This is a genomic window from Streptomyces sichuanensis, from assembly GCF_020328095.1.
Taxonomy (GTDB): Bacteria; Actinomycetota; Actinomycetes; order Streptomycetales; family Streptomycetaceae; genus Streptomyces; species Streptomyces cinnamoneus.
In genome coordinates, this window is the sequence record NZ_JAIXMK010000028.1 from 78,316 (window position 1) to 94,990 (window position 16,675).

15 protein-coding genes are annotated in these 16,675 nt (G+C 70.9%); 4 read left to right on the forward strand and 11 right to left on the reverse strand.

Annotated features, from left to right (window positions below; all coding sequences use genetic code 11):
- Nucleotide 1: 1 nt before the first annotated feature.
- Complete coding sequence (gene pafA / locus LE181_RS11700; RefSeq protein ID WP_225661158.1) at nt 2–1,363, reverse strand: Pup--protein ligase; 1,362 nt, start codon at nt 1,361–1,363, stop codon at nt 2–4.
- Between the two features lie 9 nt (nt 1,364–1,372).
- Entirely contained in the window at nt 1,373–2,641 is a 1,269-nt protein-coding gene (locus tag LE181_RS11705; protein WP_225661159.1) for an MFS transporter, read from the reverse strand.
- Nucleotides 2,642–2,904: 263 nt separating this feature from the next.
- Between LE181_RS11705 and LE181_RS11710 the strand changes: the two genes are divergently transcribed.
- Nucleotides 2,905–3,885 carry a LacI family DNA-binding transcriptional regulator gene (locus LE181_RS11710; protein WP_225661184.1) on the forward strand — a complete coding sequence of 327 codons (981 nt, stop codon included), beginning with the start codon at nt 2,905–2,907 and terminating at the stop codon, nt 3,883–3,885.
- 51 nt (nt 3,886–3,936) lie between these two features.
- On the opposite strand, the gene prcA is transcribed toward LE181_RS11710, so the two are convergent.
- From prcA to arc, 5 genes are all read right to left on the reverse strand, one after another.
- Nucleotides 3,937–4,710 (reverse strand): proteasome subunit alpha, encoded by a 774-nt coding sequence (gene prcA / locus LE181_RS11715; protein ID WP_225661160.1) that lies wholly within the window; start codon nt 4,708–4,710, stop codon nt 3,937–3,939.
- A gap of 34 nt (nt 4,711–4,744) precedes the next feature.
- Nucleotides 4,745–5,587, reverse strand: coding sequence for a proteasome subunit beta (gene prcB, locus LE181_RS11720; protein WP_225661161.1), 843 nt, complete (start codon nt 5,585–5,587; stop codon nt 4,745–4,747).
- 105 nt (nt 5,588–5,692) lie between these two features.
- Nucleotides 5,693–5,911, reverse strand: coding sequence for a ubiquitin-like protein Pup (locus tag LE181_RS11725; RefSeq protein WP_016325855.1), 219 nt, complete (start codon nt 5,909–5,911; stop codon nt 5,693–5,695).
- A gap of 150 nt (nt 5,912–6,061) precedes the next feature.
- Nucleotides 6,062–7,573 (reverse strand): depupylase/deamidase Dop, encoded by a 1,512-nt coding sequence (gene dop, locus LE181_RS11730; RefSeq protein WP_372458318.1) that lies wholly within the window; start codon nt 7,571–7,573, stop codon nt 6,062–6,064.
- A 306-nt stretch (nt 7,574–7,879) separates the two neighbouring features.
- Nucleotides 7,880–9,646 (reverse strand): proteasome ATPase, encoded by a 1,767-nt coding sequence (gene arc / locus LE181_RS11735; RefSeq protein ID WP_225661162.1) that lies wholly within the window; start codon nt 9,644–9,646, stop codon nt 7,880–7,882.
- Between the two features lie 241 nt (nt 9,647–9,887).
- Here arc and LE181_RS11740 point away from each other — a divergent pair, with 241 nt between their 5' ends.
- Nucleotides 9,888–10,184 (forward strand): ferredoxin, encoded by a 297-nt coding sequence (locus tag LE181_RS11740; RefSeq protein WP_225661163.1) that lies wholly within the window; start codon nt 9,888–9,890, stop codon nt 10,182–10,184.
- A gap of 4 nt (nt 10,185–10,188) precedes the next feature.
- Here LE181_RS11740 and LE181_RS11745 read toward each other — a convergent pair whose 3' ends face one another.
- The 3 genes from LE181_RS11745 to LE181_RS11755 all read right to left on the reverse strand — a co-directional run bounded on the left by LE181_RS11745 (nt 10,189) and on the right by LE181_RS11755 (nt 13,097).
- Nucleotides 10,189–10,749, reverse strand: a complete 561-nt coding sequence (locus LE181_RS11745) for a hypothetical protein (RefSeq protein ID WP_225661164.1) — start codon at nt 10,747–10,749, stop codon at nt 10,189–10,191.
- Between the two features lie 171 nt (nt 10,750–10,920).
- Nucleotides 10,921–11,808, reverse strand: a complete 888-nt coding sequence (locus LE181_RS11750) for a tRNA (adenine-N1)-methyltransferase (RefSeq protein ID WP_099202134.1) — start codon at nt 11,806–11,808, stop codon at nt 10,921–10,923.
- Nucleotides 11,809–11,852: 44 nt separating this feature from the next.
- On the reverse strand, nt 11,853–13,097 hold the full coding sequence (locus LE181_RS11755; protein ID WP_225661165.1) for a site-2 protease family protein: 1,245 nt from the start codon (nt 13,095–13,097) through the stop codon (nt 11,853–11,855).
- A gap of 127 nt (nt 13,098–13,224) precedes the next feature.
- Here LE181_RS11755 and LE181_RS11760 point away from each other — a divergent pair, with 127 nt between their 5' ends.
- Both LE181_RS11760 and LE181_RS11765 read left to right on the forward strand, forming a co-directional pair.
- A complete protein-coding gene (locus LE181_RS11760) occupies nt 13,225–14,199 on the forward strand; it encodes a RecB family exonuclease (protein WP_372458319.1) in 975 nt (324 codons plus the stop codon).
- Between the two features lie 15 nt (nt 14,200–14,214).
- On the forward strand, nt 14,215–14,886 hold the full coding sequence (locus tag LE181_RS11765) for a response regulator (RefSeq protein WP_087928839.1): 672 nt from the start codon (nt 14,215–14,217) through the stop codon (nt 14,884–14,886).
- An 86-nt stretch (nt 14,887–14,972) separates the two neighbouring features.
- Here the strand turns inward: LE181_RS11765 and LE181_RS11770 are convergent, their stop codons facing one another.
- On the reverse strand, nt 14,973–16,571 hold the full coding sequence (locus LE181_RS11770; RefSeq protein ID WP_225661167.1) for an ABC transporter substrate-binding protein: 1,599 nt from the start codon (nt 16,569–16,571) through the stop codon (nt 14,973–14,975).
- Between the last annotated feature and the right edge of the window lie 104 nt (nt 16,572–16,675).

Sequence of the window (16,675 nt, forward strand, 5' to 3'; positions counted from 1 at the left end):
CTCACATCCCGGCGATCAGCTTCTCCACCCGGTCGTCCACCGACCGGAACGGGTCCTTGCACAACACCGTCCGCTGCGCCTGGTCATTGAGCTTGAGGTGCACCCAGTCGACCGTGAAGTCCCGGCGCTGCTCCTGCGCGCGGCGGATGAAGTCGCCCCGCAGCCGGGCACGAGTGGTCTGCGGCGGCACCGACTTGCCCTCGAAGATCTTGAGGTCGTTGCACACCCGCGCCGCCTGGCCGCGCTTCTCCAGGAGGTAGTACAGGCCCCGGCGGCGGTGGATGTCGTGGTACGCGAGGTCTATCTGCGCGATCCTCGGGTGCGACATGGTGATGTTGTTCTTCGCCCGGTACCGCTCGATGAGCTGGTACTTCATCACCCAGTCGATCTCGGTGGCGATGCGGTCCAGGTCCTCGTCCCGGATGGCCTCCAGCGAGCGGCCCCACAGCTCCAGCACGCGCTCGACCGTGCCCGTGCGGATGCCCCGGCGCTCACAGAAGTCCACGGCCTTCTCGTAGTACTCCTGCTGGACCTCCAGCGCCGACGCCTCGCGCCCGCTGGCGAGGCGCACCTTGCGCCGCCCCGTGACGTCGTGGCTGACCTCGCGGATGGCCCGGATCGGGTTCTCCAGCGTCAGGTCGCGCATGACCGTACCGGCCTCGATCATGCGCAGGACCAGGTCGGTGGCGCCGACCTTGAGCAGCATGGTCGTCTCGGACATGTTGGAGTCGCCGACGATGACGTGCAGCCTGCGGTAGCGCTCGGCGTCGGCGTGCGGCTCGTCCCGGGTGTTGATGATCGGCCGGGAGCGGGTGGTGGCGGAGCTGACGCCCTCCCAGATGTGCTCCGCGCGCTGGCTGACGCAGTAGACCGCGCCCCGCGGGGTCTGGAGCACCTTCCCCGCCCCGCACAGGAGCTGCCGGGTGACCAGGAAGGGGATGAGGATGTCCGCCAGACGGGAGAACTCCCCGTGCCGCGCGACGAGGTAGTTCTCGTGGCAGCCGTAGGAGTTCCCGGCGGAGTCGGTGTTGTTCTTGAAGAGGTAGACGTCGCCCGCGATCCCCTCCTCGTGCAGGCGCCGTTCTGCGTCGACGAGCAGGCCCTCAAGGATGCGCTCGCCCGCCTTGTCGTGGGTGACCAGTTCGGTCACGCTGTCGCACTCCGGAGTCGCATACTCCGGGTGCGAGCCCACATCCAGGTAGAGACGGGCGCCGTTGCGCAGGAAGACATTGCTGCTGCGGCCCCAGGAAACAACGCGGCGGAAGAGGTACCGCGCCACTTCGTCAGGGGACAGGCGGCGCTGTCCTCTGAAGGTGCACGTGACGCCGTACTCGTTCTCCAGCCCGAAAATGCGGCGGTCCATGCCTGAACATTACGCCTGATGCTCCGCGCTGAAACCGGGTTCGACAGCACCGTTCCGATCATTTTCCGACCGGGCCACGACCGTCGAGGCGGCTGCGGGGGCCTGCAGGGAGCGCCGCGCGAGCAGGAGGACGAGCGCGGCGGCGAGGCCGCCGCCCACCGCGACGACGAACCCGGCGGTGGCACCGCCGTATTCGACCGCCGGTCCCACGAAGGCGGTGCCGATCGCGGCGCCCACGCCGAAGGAGGTCACCAGCCAGGAGAACGCCTCCGTCACGGTGCCGCTGGGGGCGTGCCGGTCGACGACGACGAACGCGCAGGCGAGGCAGGGGGCGAGGAAGAGGCCCGCCACGACGGCCAGCGTCGTCATGGCCACCACGCCCGGCACCAGCAGCAGCGGCACGTAGAACAGGGCCAGCCCGCAGACCAGCACCCGCAGCCGCTGCTCGGGGCTGCCGCCCCACTGCCGGGCGCCGTAGACGGAGCCGCCGATCAGGGCGCCGACGCCCAGGGCCGAGAGGAGGTAGCTGGCGACGTTGCCGCCGCCGCGGTCGTCACCGTAGGCCACCGCCGCGACGGCGATGGAGCCGAGGGCGGAACCGATGAAGAAGAACGTGCCCAGCAGCACCAGCAGCCCGCGGGAGCGCAGCGCGCCCAGCCAGTGCGCCTCACGGGGCGCGCTGCGCCACTTGCGGGAGGGCGGCGAGCTGACCACCGCGAGGGCGCCGATGACGCCCAGCAGGTGCAGGGCGTTCAGCGCGGCGGCCTCGGACCACAGGGCGACGATCCGGGTGACGATCAGCGGACCGACCACGTAGATCAGTTCCTGCGCGATCGCGTCCAGGGAGTAGGCGGCGTGGAGGTCGTCCTCGTTCTTGAGGACGGAGGGCCACAGGGCCCGCAGCCCGCCCTCCAGCGGCGGCGCGAACAGACCCGCGAGGATCATGGCACCGTAGGACAGGGGCAGCGGGTCCAGGCCGACGACCGTGAACAGTCCCATGCCCAGCGCGGTCAGCACGGCGGAGGGGAAGATGACGCGGGGCTGGCCGTAGAGGTCGACGGCCCGGCCGAGCAGCGGCTGGCCGACGGCGTTGGCCACGCCGTAGACGGCGGAGAGCGCACCGGCGAGGGTGAAGCTGCCGCCCTCGGCACGGACGAAGAGGACGATCGCCAGCGCGGCGGTGGCGTTGGGAAGCCGGCCCACCAGAGTGCCGGCGAGCAGTCGCGCCGCGTGCCGCGTCTTGAGCATCTCGACGTAACCGCCGCCCGCCGCCGCCATTGTCCGCCTCTCGTAGCGATCCGGCGGTCGTGCGCCGGTCGTCTTTGACCGAGCCATCCCGGTTTTACGTATAACTAGCTCGTTATACGTACCATGGCCGCAGCCTGCGGGTCCAGCCGCGGGGCACGGCGGCAGCGGAGAGGGGCGTCACAGCGGTGGCTGCAGACGAACGCGAGGTCGGGCAGGACGACGACGGGGGCGGAGGGCGCTGGCCGACCGTCCGGGGGCGGCACGCGGCGGCCGCCCGGGCCACCAGTCGCGACGTGGCGCGTGCCGCGGGCGTCTCCCAGGCTACGGTCTCGCTGGTCATGGGCGAGAAGTGGCGGGGCCGGGTCTCCGAACCGACCGCCGAGGCCGTGCGCGGGGCCGCCCGCGACCTGGGCTACCGGCCCAACCTCGCCGCCCGCACCCTGCGGCTGGGCCGCACCCGGACCGCGCTGCTGGTCGTGCCCGCCCTCACCAACGAATTCTTCGCGCGGCTGTACACCGGCGCGGCCCGGGCCGCCGCCGAGCACGGCGTGGGCGTGGTGCTCTACCCCTCCCCCGAGGGCACCGGCCCCGCCCGCGACCCCTTCGCCTCGGCGCGGGCCACCCTCGACGGCGTCATCGCCTCCTCCATGGCGGCGGACGCCCTGACCGACCTCCGCGAGGGCGGCCTGCCCCTGGTCATGCTCGACAGCGACCCCGAGCGGACCGACGCCGCGGCCACGGTCAACCTCGACATCGCCGACGGCATGCACCAGGTGGCCCGGCACCTGCTCGGCCTCGGCCACCACCGCATCGCCCACATCGCGGCGGGCATCGACTCCTGGACCTTCCGGGTACGGGCCCGGGCCCTGGCCGGTGCCCTGCAGGGCACCGGCGCGGAGGTCGTACGGACCGAGCACGCCGCCCTGGACGTCCATGCCGGCCGCCGCGCCGCCGAGCGCGCGCTGACCGGCCCCGGGCCGCGCCCGACGGCCCTCATCTGCGACGGGGACGTGCTGGCCGCGGGCGCCTGCAAGGCCGCCCGGCGGCTGGGCCTGCGGGTGCCGGACGACGTCGCGGTGACCGGCTTCGACGACCTGCCGCTGGCCACGGCACTGGAACCGGAGCTGACCACGGTCCGGCTGCCGGCCGAGGCGGTGGGCGAGGCGGGCATGCGGGCCCTGATGGCCGTCCTGGACGGCAAGCCCGTCGAGGCGACGGCCCTGCCGGTCGACCTGGTGGCCCGGGGGTCCACCGGCCCCGCGGCCGGGAGGTGAACGCCGGACGGGCCGGGTGCCCCGGCCCGTCCGGCGGTGCGGAAACCGCGCTCAGTCCTCGGCGCTCTCCGAGGACCCGGCGCCCTCGGAGGATCCGGCGGAGCCGGCCTCGGAGCCGGAGCCGCTGCCCTCCTCCAGCAGCCGGGACAGCTGCCGGCCGAGGAGGCGCTTGAACTTGCGCTGCTGCGGACGCCTGCGGTCCAGGACCGCGACCTCCAGCTGCTCGGCGGTCAGCGTGCGCTCGCTGCCGTTGGTGTCCCGGGCGAGGGACTCCACCGCCAGCTTGAGCGCCTCGGCCAGCGTCATCCCGTCCCGGTGGCGCTGGTCGAGATAGCTGCTGATCTGATCGGCGTTGCCGCCGATGGCGACCGAGCCGTGCTCGTCCACGATCGAGCCGTCGTGCGGAAGCCGGTAGATCTGGTCGTCCTCGGGGCCGGCCCCGACCTCGGCGACGATCAGCTCCACCTCGTAGGGCTTCTCGGCCGCACTGGAGAAGATCCCGCCCAGCGTCTGGGCGTAGACGTTGGCCAGACCACGGGCCGTGACGTCGTCCCGGTCGTATGTGTAGCCGCGCAGGTCGGCGTAGCGGACGCCGCCGATGCGCAGGTTCTCGAACTCGTTGTACTTGCCGACCGCCGCGAAGGCGATCCGGTCGTAGATCTCGCTGACCTTGTGCAGGGCCCGGGACGGGTTCTCGGCAACGAAGACAACGCCGTCGTTGTACTGGAGGACCACGACGCTGCGGCCGCGTGCGATGCCCTTGCGGGCGTACTCGGCGCGGTCGGCCATGGCCTGCTGGGGTGAGACATAGAACGGCGTCGACACCGCTATCCGTCCCTTTCTGTTGGTGACGAGGGCATCACAGCAGCGCGGCCCGCGGGCCGTCCGGCTCGTCGAGGCGCCGCTCGTGGATGGCGCGGACGATCTCGGAGCACTGGGCCTCGGTGAGCTTGCGGAAGCCCTCGTCGGTGATGACGATGACGAGCGGGTAGATGCGGCGCGCGAGGTCGGGCCCGCCGGTCGCCGAGTCGTCGTCGGCGGCGTCGTAGAGCGCCTGGACGACGAGCGTGGTGGCCTGCCCCTCCGTGAGGTCGTCGCGGAAGAGCTTCTTCAGCGAACCGCGCGCGAACAGCGAGCCGGAGCCCGTGGCCGCGAAGCCGTGCTCCTCGGAGCGGCCGCCGGTGACGTCGTAGGAGAAGATGCGGCCCTTCTGGCGGTCCACGTCCCAGCCCGCGAAGAGCGGCACCACGGCCAGGCCCTGCATGGCCATGCCCAGATTGCTGCGGATCATGGTCGAGAGGCGGTTGGCCTTGCCCTCCAGGGAGAGCTGGGCGCCCTCCACCTTCTCGAAGTGCTCCAGCTCCAGCTGGAAGAGCTTGACCATCTCCACGGCAAGGCCGGCCGTGCCCGCGATGCCCACGGCCGAGTACTCGTCGGCCGGGAAGACCTTCTCGATGTCCCGCTGTGCGATGACGTTGCCCATCGTGGCCCGGCGGTCACCGGCGAGCACCACGCCGCCGGGGAACGTCGCGGCCACGATCGTCGTCCCGTGCGGCGCCTCGATCACGCCCTGCGCGGGAAGCTGCCGGTTGCGCGGCAGCAGCTCGGGCCGGTGGGCGCCGAGGAAGTCCATGAACGACGACGAACCGGGCGTCAGGAAGGCAGCCGGCAGACGCCCCGTACCAGGAAAGTTGGCTTCCACTCGATTCCTTCGAAGAGATCTTGAAATGCTGCTCGGACGATACCTTCGGGCCGGCGAACCGTCCGTCCCGCACCCCTCGCCGGGGTGCGGGACGGGAAGCTCGCGCTACTGCCCACCCTTTTGCACGAACGAGCGTACGAAGTCCTCGGCGTTCTCTTCGAGCACATCATCGATTTCGTCCAGCACGGAATCCACGTCGTCCGACAGCTTCTCCTGGCGCTCCTTGAGGTCCTCGGACGCCTGCGCGTCCTGCGCCTGCTCCTCGACCTCTTCCGTCGAACGCGTGGCCTTCTGCTGCCCGCCGCCGGTGTCCTTGGTCGCCATACCCCTCACCCCGCTCGGTTTCGACGTACACGTACACGAGACGTACAAGATCAGACCCTACAAGCAGGGTCCGCGATCGGCCCTGCACTTCCTACAACGTCCCGGAACCACCGTGATGATTCCCGGTTCCCGCACTTCTCAGACCCTCCACTAGCCGCCCGAGAGCACCCGCACGAGGTCCTCCGCCGTGCGGCAGCGGTCCAGGAGCTCCTTGACGTGGTTGCGGGTGCCGCGCAGTGGCTCCAGGGTGGGGACCCGCTGCAGGGAGTCACGGCCGGGCAGGTCGAAGATGACCGAGTCCCAGGAGGCGGCGGCCACGTCCTCGGCGTACTGCTCCAGGCAGCGGCCGCGGAAGTAGGCGCGGGTGTCCTCCGGCGGCGCCGTGCGGGCGCGGGCCACGTCGTCCTCGTCCAGCAGGCGCTTGATCCTGCCCCGGGCCGCGAGGCGGTTGTACAGGCCCTTGTCCGGGCGCACGTCGGCGTACTGCAGGTCGACCAGGTGCAGCCGGGCCGCGTCCCACCCCAGGTCGTCACGGCGGCGGTAGCCCTCCAGCAGCTCCCGCTTGGCGACCCAGTCGAGCTCGCCCGCCAGACTCATGGGGTCGCGCTCCAGCCGGCCCAGGACGTCCTCCCAGCGGGTCAGCACGTCCTTGGTCTGCTCGTCGGCGTCCGCCCCGAAGCGGTCCTCGACGTACTTGCGGGCCAGCTCGCAGTACTCCATCTGCAGCTGGACGGCGGTCAGCGTGCGACCGCTGCGCAGCGTGACCAGGCGTCGCAGCGAGGGGTCGTGGCTGACCTGGTGCAGGGTGCGCACGGGCTGTTCGACGGCGAGGTCGGTGGTGATGAAACCGTCCTCGATCATGGACAGGACCAGGGCGGTGGTGCCGAGCTTGAGGTAGGTGGAGATCTCCGAGAGGTTGGCGTCGCCGATGATCACGTGCAGGCGGCGGTACTTCTCGGCGTCGGCGTGCGGCTCGTCGCGGGTGTTGATGATGGGCCGCTTGAGGGTGGTCTCCAGGCCGACCTCGACCTCGAAGTAGTCGGCGCGCTGGCTGATCTGGAAGCCGTGCTCGTGACCGTCCTGGCCGATGCCGACCCGGCCGGCGCCGGTGACGACCTGGCGCGAGACGAAGAAGGGGGTCAGGTGGCGCACGATGTCCGAGAAGGGGGTCTCCCGCTTCATCAGGTAGTTCTCGTGCGTGCCGTAGGAGGCGCCCTTGTTGTCGGTGTTGTTCTTGTAGAGGTGGATGGGCTGGGCTCCGGGCAGCTGGGCGGCGCGCTCGGCGGCCTCGGCCATGATGCGCTCGCCGGCCTTGTCCCACAGGACGGCGTCGCGGGGGTTGGTGATCTCCGGCGAGCTGTATTCGGGGTGGGCGTGGTCGACGTACAGACGTGCGCCATTGGTGAGGATGACATTGGCCAGGCCGATGTCCTCGTCCGTGAGCTGGCTGGAGTCCGCCGCCTCGCGGGCGAGGTCGAAGCCGCGGGCGTCCCGCAGCGGGTTCTCCTCCTCGAAGTCCCAGCGGGCACGGCGTGCCCGGTGCATCGCGGCCGCGTAGGCGTTGACGATCTGGGACGAGGTGAGCATGGCATTGGCGTTCGGGTGACCGGGGACGGAGATCCCGTACTCCGTCTCGATGCCCATTACTCGCCGTACGGTCATGCGGCCCTCCTTGCCCGGCGACGCCCCGTGGTGGGGTCGGCGCTCAAGTACCGCTGCGCTTCCGGTCCGTATACGGTCCCCGATCCCCCACTGCGCTGTGCGGTGGTACCGAAGAGCCTAGAACGGCTTTGCGGCGCTGGGGAGATCATTACAGTCATTGCTCCGGTTCTGGCGGTGCGCGGATCAGGTCGACGTGCGCGTCCCACAGGTGGGGCAAAACGCGTCCGGCTGCGGACGCCCCGGTCTCCCCCGCCCCGTGAGCGGGAGGATGACAACAACAGGGACATCCGCAGCCGGACGGCGGTGTTACAGGTACTGGCCGGTATTGGCCACGGTGTCGATGGAGCGGCCGGTGTCCGCGCCCTGCTTTCCGGTGACGAGGGTGCGGATGAAGACGATCCGCTCGCCCTTCTTTCCGGAGATGCGGGCCCAGTCGTCCGGGTTGGTGGTGTTGGGCAGGTCCTCGTTCTCCTTGAACTCGTCGACGCAGGCGGCGAGCAGGTGGGAGACGCGCAGACCCTTCTGGTTGTGGTCGAGGAACGCCTTGATGGCCATCTTCTTGGCGCGGTCCACGATGTTCTGGATCATCGCACCGGAGTTGAAGTCCTTGAAGTAGAGGACTTCCTTGTCGCCGTTGGCGTACGTGACCTCCAGGAAGCGGTTCTCCTCGGACTCCGCGTACATCTGCTCGACGACGGACTGGATCATGCCGTCGACGGCCGCGCGGGCCGATCCGCCGTGCTCGGCGAGGTCGTCCGCGTGCAGCGGGAGGGTCTCGGTGAGGTACTTCGAGAAGATGTCCTTCGCGGCCTCGGCGTCCGGGCGCTCGATCTTGATCTTCACGTCGAGCCGGCCGGGGCGCAGGATGGCCGGGTCGATCATGTCCTCGCGGTTGGAGGCGCCGATGACGATGACGTTCTCCAGGCCCTCCACGCCGTCGATCTCGGAGAGCAGCTGGGGGACGATGGTGTTCTCCACGTCCGAGCTGACCCCGGAGCCGCGGGTGCGGAAGAGGGAGTCCATCTCGTCGAAGAAGACGATCACGGGCGTGCCCTCGCTGGCCTTCTCCCGGGCCCGCTGGAAGATCAGCCGGATGTGCCGCTCGGTCTCGCCGACGTACTTGTTGAGCAGCTCGGGGCCCTTGATGTTGAGGAAGAAGCTCTTCCCCGCGGGCTTGCCGGTGACCTCGGCGACCTTCTTGGCAAGGGAGTTGGCCACGGCCTTGGCGATGAGCGTCTTGCCGCAGCCGGGCGGGCCGTAGAGCAGCACGCCCTTGGGCGGCCGCAGTTCGTGCTCCTTGAAGAGGTCGGGGTAGAGGTAGGGGAGCTCGACCGCGTCGCGGATCAGCTCGATCTGGTTGCCCAGGCCGCCGATCTTCGTGTAGTCGATGTCCGGGACCTCTTCGAGGACGAGCTCCTCGACCTCGCTCTTGGGGATGACCTCGTAGACGTAGCCGGAGCGGGCGTCGAGCAGGAGGGCGTCGCCGGGGCGGATGGTGGTGTCCAGCAGCGGCTCGGCGAGCCTCACCACCCGCTCCTCGTCGGTGTGCCCGATGACCAGGGCGCGTTCGCCGTCCTCCAGGATCTCCTTGAGGGTGACGATGTCGCCGTGCCGCTCGAACGCCATGGCCTCGACCACGTTGAGCGCCTCGTTGAGCATGACCTCCTGGCCGGGCCGGAGGTCCTCGGCCTCGACGCCGGGGCTGACGTTCACCCGGAGCTTGCGGCCCCCGGTGAAGATGTCGGCCGTGCCGTCCTCGTTCGCCTGCAGGAAGACACCGAAGCCGGCCGGCGGCTGGGCGAGCCGGTCCACTTCCTCCTTGAGGGCCACGATCTGGTCGCGGGCCTCGCGGAGGGTGTTCGCGAGCCGTTCGTTCTGAGCGGAGACGCCGGCCAGGTTCGTCTGGAGCTCGACGATGCGCTCTTCGAGAATCCTCGTGTGGCGCGGAGAGTCGGCGAGCTTGCGTCGCAGGACGGCGATCTCCTGCTCAAGATAGGCAACCTGGCCCGCGGGGTCGTCAGACCCTCGTCCCGGCCGGATGCCGCGGTTCATGTCGTCGTCGTGGGCTGCCACGGTCCTCACCTCCTCCAAGGGGAGCTGGACGCTTCCTGACCCTACCTGGGCCGGTGCAGGTTGAAACCCCTAGATCACAAACCCGGTCGGAGTGTGTCCGATCTTCACCCTTGCGCACGTCCTCACGTCAGGGGGATACCCACCCACCAACATCGGAAAGCGGGCGGTTGTATCGTCGACTCGGTCAACACCCGTCAGGGCTGGCTCCAATTGATTCACATACGTAGGGACGGCAGGCGAGATGACCGTGCACGAAGACGGACTCGGCGAACTGGAAGTCTGGATCGACCAGGACCTGTGCACCGGCGACGGCATCTGCGCGCAGTACGCCCCCGAGGTCTTCGAGCTGGACATCGACGGTCTCGCGTACGTGAAGAGCGCCGATGACGAGCTGCTCCAGGACAAGGGTGCCACCACGCCGGTCCCGCTGACGCTGCTGAACGACGTCCGGGACTCGGCGAACGAGTGCCCGGGCGACTGCATCCACGTCCGGCGCGTCTCGGACAAGGTCGAGGTCTACGGCCCCGACGCGGAGTGACGTCCTAGACACTCCCCGCGACCGGCTGGGCGGCCAGGACGAACTTCCCGTCCCGCCAGTGCCACTTGACCACGCGCCGCCGGTCCGGGCAGCAGCGCGGGACACCGGGGCCGGAGTAGCCGAGCAGAGTGGCCGAAAGGGTCCCTCCGGCCGCCACCAGGCCGGTGACGCTCATCCCCTCGCGGGGGTCGACGAGGGTCGCCGCGACGCGCGGTGCGCTCCCGCCGGACGCCGGACGGGCGAGGACGTAGACGCCGCTGGGCCTGGTGCCCGCCCCGGAGGGGCAGCGCACGACCACGGCCGTCTCGGCCCGCCCGTCGCCGTCGAGGTCCGCGGGGGCCTGCCGGACGACCTCGGCGCTCGCCCGCCCGCAGTCGACGGGGTAGTGCGCGGCGTACGGGTCCGGGGCGGTGGTGGGGGCGGGGCGGCCGGCCGTGGCCGTGGCGTCGCCGGGGCCGGCGAGGACCGCGCCGCCGAGCACGGCGGCCAGCGCGGCCGCGGTGGCGAGCCAGTGGACCGGGCGGGTACGGGAGTGCGGGTGGGGCGCGGGTCCTGCTGGCTGCACGCTCGCTGACTCCTGTGAGAGACGCGGGGACGAGGATCTTCCGCATCGTGCCACACCACCGCCCGCCGCGCAGCAGGGGGCCGGGTGCCCGCGTCGCCCAACGACCACGCGCCGCCGCCGAGTTCCGCGTGATGCGGTACCCGGCGGCGGCGCGCTGAGGTGGTGCGGGCGTCAGCCCTTGTTGGGGCCCTCGTAGTCGTCGCCGTAGGCGCCCTTGGCGGGGCGGCGGCGGCGCATCGGGGGCTCCACGCCGTCGGCGAGACGGCGGGCGGTGACGAGGAAGCCGGTGTGGCCGATCATCCGGTGGTCCGGGCGGACGGCGAGGCCCTCCACGTGCCAGTTGCGGATCATGGACTCCCACGGCTGCGGCTCGGCGAAGCAGCCGATCTCACGGATGGACTCGACCGTCCGCGCGAGCTGGGTGGTGGTCGCCACGTAGCAGCAGAGGATGCCGCCGGGGACGAGCGCCTTGGAGACGGCCTCCAGGCACTCCCACGGGGCCAGCATGTCGAGGATGACCCGGTCGACGTCGGTGTCGGAGAGGTTGTCCTGCAGGTCGCCGACGGTCAGCTGCCAGGCCGGGTGCGGGCCGCCGAAGTAGCGCTCCACGTTCGCCTGGGCGATCTCGGCGAAGTCCGCGCGGCGCTCGTAGGAGTGCAGCATGCCCTGGTCGCCGATGGCGCGCAGGAGGAAGGCGCTGAGCGAGCCGGAGCCCACTCCCGCCTCGACGACGCGCGCGCCGGCGAAGATGTCGGCGAAGGCCAGGATCTGCCCCGCGTCCTTGGGGTAGACCACGGCGGCACCGCGGGGCATGGACAGGACGTAGTCGGGGAGCAGGGGGCGCAGCGCGAGGTAGGCGACGTTTCCCGTGGTACGGACAACACTGCCCTCGGGAGCACCGATCAGCTCGTCGTGCGGGAAGGAACCCTTGTGGGTGTGGAAGTTCTTCCCGGCTTCGAGCGTGAAGGTGTAGTGGCGTCCCTTGGGGTCGGTGAGCTGGACCTGGTCCCCGACCTGGAAGGGCCCGCGACGGCGGGCGGCACCGGTCGGTTCGGACATGTGACCAGCCTACCGGGCCCGCGGAGGGCCGGGCACCACGAGCCTCAGGAGGAGGGCCGGGCCATGGCCGCGACGAAGGCCCGCTCGACGTCGGCGGCGGACAGCACGCCGTAGACCTCGCCGCTGTCCTCGACGACCAGGTACTCGGTGGCGGGGGTGGCGCGCAGGACCTCCAGGAGCTCCTCGCCGGCGAGCTCGGCGGGCACGCGCATGCCGTCCTTGAGGTCCTGGGCGAGGGTGCCGACGGCGACCCAGGGGCGGCGGTGCTCGGGCACGCCGACGATGGCCGCCTCGCGGACGAGCGCGGCGGGGTGGCCCTGGCCGTCGACGACGACCAGGGCGCGGGCGCCCGCCTCGTTGGCGCGGCGCAGGGCCTCGGAGAGGGGGGTGGTGGCCTCGACGGGGACGGCGCGCCGGGTCAGGGCGCGGGCGCGCAGGGCGGGGAGGTGCTCGCGCAGGCGGGCCATGCGCAGGCTGTTGCCGGCACCGGTCCAGATGATCGCCGCGAGGATGGCGGCGAGGAGGGCGTCGGTGAGCATGTCGACGCCGCCGAAGTCCTCGGAGTCGCTGCCGCCGAGCCCGCCGCCGTGGGTGAGCAGCGGGAGGCCGACGAGGACGGAGACGGCGAGCGCCCGGCCGACCCAGGCGGCGGCGACGGTGCCGGTCATGGGCTTGCCACTGATCTTCCAGACCACGGCCCGGAGCATCCGGCCGCCGTCCAGGGGCAGGCCGGGCAGCAGGTTGAAGACGGCGACCAGGAGGTTGGAGACCATCAGTCCGGCGAGCAGGACGCCGGGGACGGACTCGGGCTCGACGGCGAGCAGGCCGAGGTAGAAGGCGCCCGCCAGGACCAGCGAGAGCAGCGGGCCGACGAAGGCCAGCACGAACTCGCGGCCGGGGGTCTCGCTCTCCTTCTCGATCTCGGAGACGCCGCCGAAGAACTGGAGCTGGATGCGGCGCACGGGGAGCTTGAAGCGCAGGGCGGCGACCGTGTGGGCGAGCTCGTGGACCAGGACGGAGGCGTAGAAGGCGACCGCGAAGAAGAGCGCGACCAGGTAGCGGGCGCGCCCGAGCTCGGGCAGGACGCGGTCCAGCTGGCCGCCGAAGACCCAGGTGATCAGGGCGGCGACCAGGAACCAGCTGGGGGCCACGTAGACGGGCACGCCGAAGGGCCGGCCCATGAGGATGCCGCCGCCGGCCTCCTTGGGGCGCTGCGGCCCGCGGTCCCCGGGTCCGGCCGGTCGGCCCGCGCCCCCGCCGCCGGATTGGCCCTGCCGGCTGTTGTCCACGGTGTCCCCTCGTCGGATCCGTTCCCCCCGCACCCGCCCGGTGCGCTGTCACGATCATGCAGTGCCAGGGGGTCTACCGTCGATGGTATGTCGCCGACTGTCAGTGACGGGCCGTAGGGTCTGTGTCATGGATACCGCCACCGACCATTCCGCCGGGCAGGGCAGCGGGCCGGCCGGGGACCGCTCCGCCGCCCCGTCGGGCGCCGTGCCGCCGTCGTCGCTGTCGCCGTCCCGTGCGGCCGATTTCATGCGGTGCCCGTTGCTCTACCGCTTCCGGGTGATCGACCGGCTGCCGGAGAAGCCGAGCCCTGCCGCCACCCGGGGCACGGTGGTGCACGCGGTGCTGGAGCGGCTGTTCGACGCCCCGGCGGCCGAGCGCACGGCGCCCCGGGCGCGCGGGCTGCTGCCGGGCGAGTGGGAGAAGCTGCTGGCGGCCCGGCCGGAGCTGGCGGAGCTGTTCCGGGCGGAGGACGGCACGCACGACGCCCAGCGGCTGGCCGCGTGGCTGGCGGACGCGGAGCGGCTGGTCGACCGCTGGTTCGAGCTGGAGGACCCCACCCGGCTGGAGCCGGCCGAGCGGGAGCTCTTCGTCGAGACGGTCATCGAGGGGGCCGGGGCCACGGAGCTGAAGCTGCGGGGCATCGTCGACCGGATCGACGTGGCGCCGTCGGGCGATCTGCGGATCGTGGACTACAAGACCGGCAAGGCCCCGTCCCCGCAGTACCGCGGGGACGCCCTGTTCCAGATGATGTTCTACGCGCTGGTGATCTGGCGGCTGCGCGGCCGGGTGCCGCGCCGGCTGCAGCTGGTGTACCTGGGCAGCGGCGACGTGCTGACGTACGACCCGGTGGAGGCCGAGCTGCTGGGGGTGGAGCGCAAGCTGCGCGCCCTGTGGGAGGCGATCTCGCTGGCCACGGAGACGGGCGACTGGCGGCCGCGGCCGACGAAGCTGTGCGGCTGGTGCGACCACCAGGCCGTCTGCCCGGAATTCGGCGGCACTCCCCCGCCGTACCCGCTGCCCCTGCCGGCGCAGCGGGCGGGCGGTGCGGCCGGTCCGGATGCCCCGGGCGAAGCGGGTCAGGGCAGAATGGAGCCGGTCTAGCGAAGGAGTTCTCCTGTGGCGATCCGCGTCCTATTGGTCGACGACCAGCCGCTGCTGCGCACCGGCTTCCGCATGATCCTGGAGGCCGAGCAGGACCTGGCGGTCGTCGGGGAGGCCGGGGACGGTCTGCAGGCGCTCGACCAGGTGCGTGCGCTGCAGCCCGATGTGGTGCTGATGGACATCCGCATGCCCCGCATGGACGGTGTGGAGGCGACCCGGCAGATCACCGGCCCGGAGCGGAACGGCCCGGCGAAGGTGCTGGTGCTGACGACGTTCGACCTCGACGAGTACGTGGTGGAGGCGCTGCGCGCGGGGGCCAGCGGGTTCCTGCTGAAGGACGCGCCCGCCCATGAGCTGGTGCAGGCGATCCGGGTGGTGGCGGGCGGCGAGGCGATGCTGGCGCCCAGCATCACGCGGCGGCTGCTGGACAAGTACGCCGGACACCTGCCGTCGGGCGAGGAGCCGCTGCCGGACACGCTCCACACGCTGACCGACCGTGAGGTCGAGGTGCTGAAGCTGGTGGCCCGCGGCCTGTCGAACGCGGAGATCGCGGCGGATCTGTTCGTCAGCGAGACGACGGTCAAGACGCACGTGGGTCACGTGCTGACGAAGCTGGGCCTGCGGGACCGGGTGCAGGCCGCGGTCTACGCGTACGAGAGCGGGCTGGTGCGGCCCGGCGCGCAGTAGCGGCCGCCTCCTCGGCACGACGAACGACGAACGCCCCGGCGCGCTGCGCGCCGGGGCGTTCGTCGTGTGCGGGGTGTTCCGCCGGGTCAGGAGTCCTTGGCGGCCTTGCTGATCTCCCAGAAACGGAAGACGGTCGAGGCGTCGAGGGTCCACTGGAGACCGGAGATGCGGCTGTTGGCCACGGCGTACTGCTTGCCCTGCCACAGCGGCAGCAGGGGCACCTCGTCGGCGACGGTCTTCTGCAGCCGGATGAAGTCGCTGACGGTCGCCGGACGGCTGCCCTGGGCGGCCGTGGCCGGGAGGATGCCGGCTATCTCCTTCGACTGGTAGTTGTTGGCGAGGACGTTGTCCTCACCGAAGAACGGCGCGGTGAAGTTGTCCGGGTCCGGGTAGTCGGGGATCCAGCCCTTGACGTAGATGCCGTACTTGCCGGCCTCGATGTCCTTCTCGTACTGCTCCAGCGGGACGCTCTGGACGTCCGCCTCGAAGAGGCCGCTGGCGTTGAGCTGCTTGGCGATCTCCTGGAACTCGGCCACGGTGGCCGGGCCGTAACGGACCGGGGTGGCCCACAGGGTGAGCTTGACCTTGCCGCTGATGCCGGCCGACTTCAGGGCGTCGGCGGCCTTGTCCGGGCGGGGCCGGTCGCCGTACATGTCGAAGAACGGCGTCTTGTGGCCGGTGACACCGCTGGGGACGACGGAGTACAGCGGCTCGGCGGTGCGCCGGTAGACGTCGCGGACGAGCGTGCTGCGGTCGATGAGGTAGGCGATGGCCTTGCGCACGCCGACCTTGCCGACCACCGGGTCCTTGACGTTGAAGACCAGGTGCTGGACCTCGGCGCTGGTGCCCTCGACGACCCGGAGGCTGTTCTTGTCGCCGGGTCCGGCGGCGTCGAGGTCGGCGATGTCCTTCATGGCCAGACCACGGTAGGCGAGGTCGACGTCGCCCTTCTGGACGGCCGCCTTCAGCGCGTCCTGGCTGCCGTGGAAGAACTTCAGCGTCATGCCGCTGTTCTGCACGGTGGCGGGGCCCTGGTAGTCGCCGTTGACCTTGAAGACGGCCTTGGTCTTGTCGTAGGAGTCCAGCTTGTAGACGCCGGAGCCCACGGCCTTGCCGTCGTTGCGGAGCTTGTCCGCGGGGTACTCGGTGTGGTCGACGATCGAGCCGGCGCCGGAGGCGATCTTCTGCGGGAAGGTCGCGTCCGGGCGCTTCAGATGGAAGACGACGGTCGCCTTGTCCGGGGTCTTGATGTCCTGGATCGAGGACAGCAGCGACGCCGCCGGACCGTTCTTGTCGTTGATCTTCAGCGTGCGGCGGAAGGAGAAGGCGACGTCCTCGGAGGTGAGGGCGTTGCCGTTGGTGAACTTCAGTCCGTCGCGCAGCTCGCACTGGTAGACGGTGCTGGTCTCGTTCTTGAACTTGCAGTTCTTGGCGGCTTCCGGGACGGGCGTGGTGCTGCCCTTGGGGAAGCTCATCAGCGACTGGAAGACGTTGTTGAAGAGCAGCCAGGAGCCCGGGTCGTAACCGGATGCCGGGTCGGTGGCGAGCACCTCGTCCGACATACCCATGACCACCGACTGCCCGGTGCCGGCCGCCTTGCCGTCTTCCGATCCGCACCCGCTGAGCAGGGCGGCGGCAAGCCCCGCGCCGAGCGGGGCGGCGAGCCACTGGTCACGTTTCCTCACGTGCGTGTTCCTCACACTTCTTTGTTCGCTGAAGAGACCGTCTGTAGCTGAGAACTCGTTCTGTGGAGCTGGTGGAGCTGGTGTATCGGGTGGTGCGCCGGAGC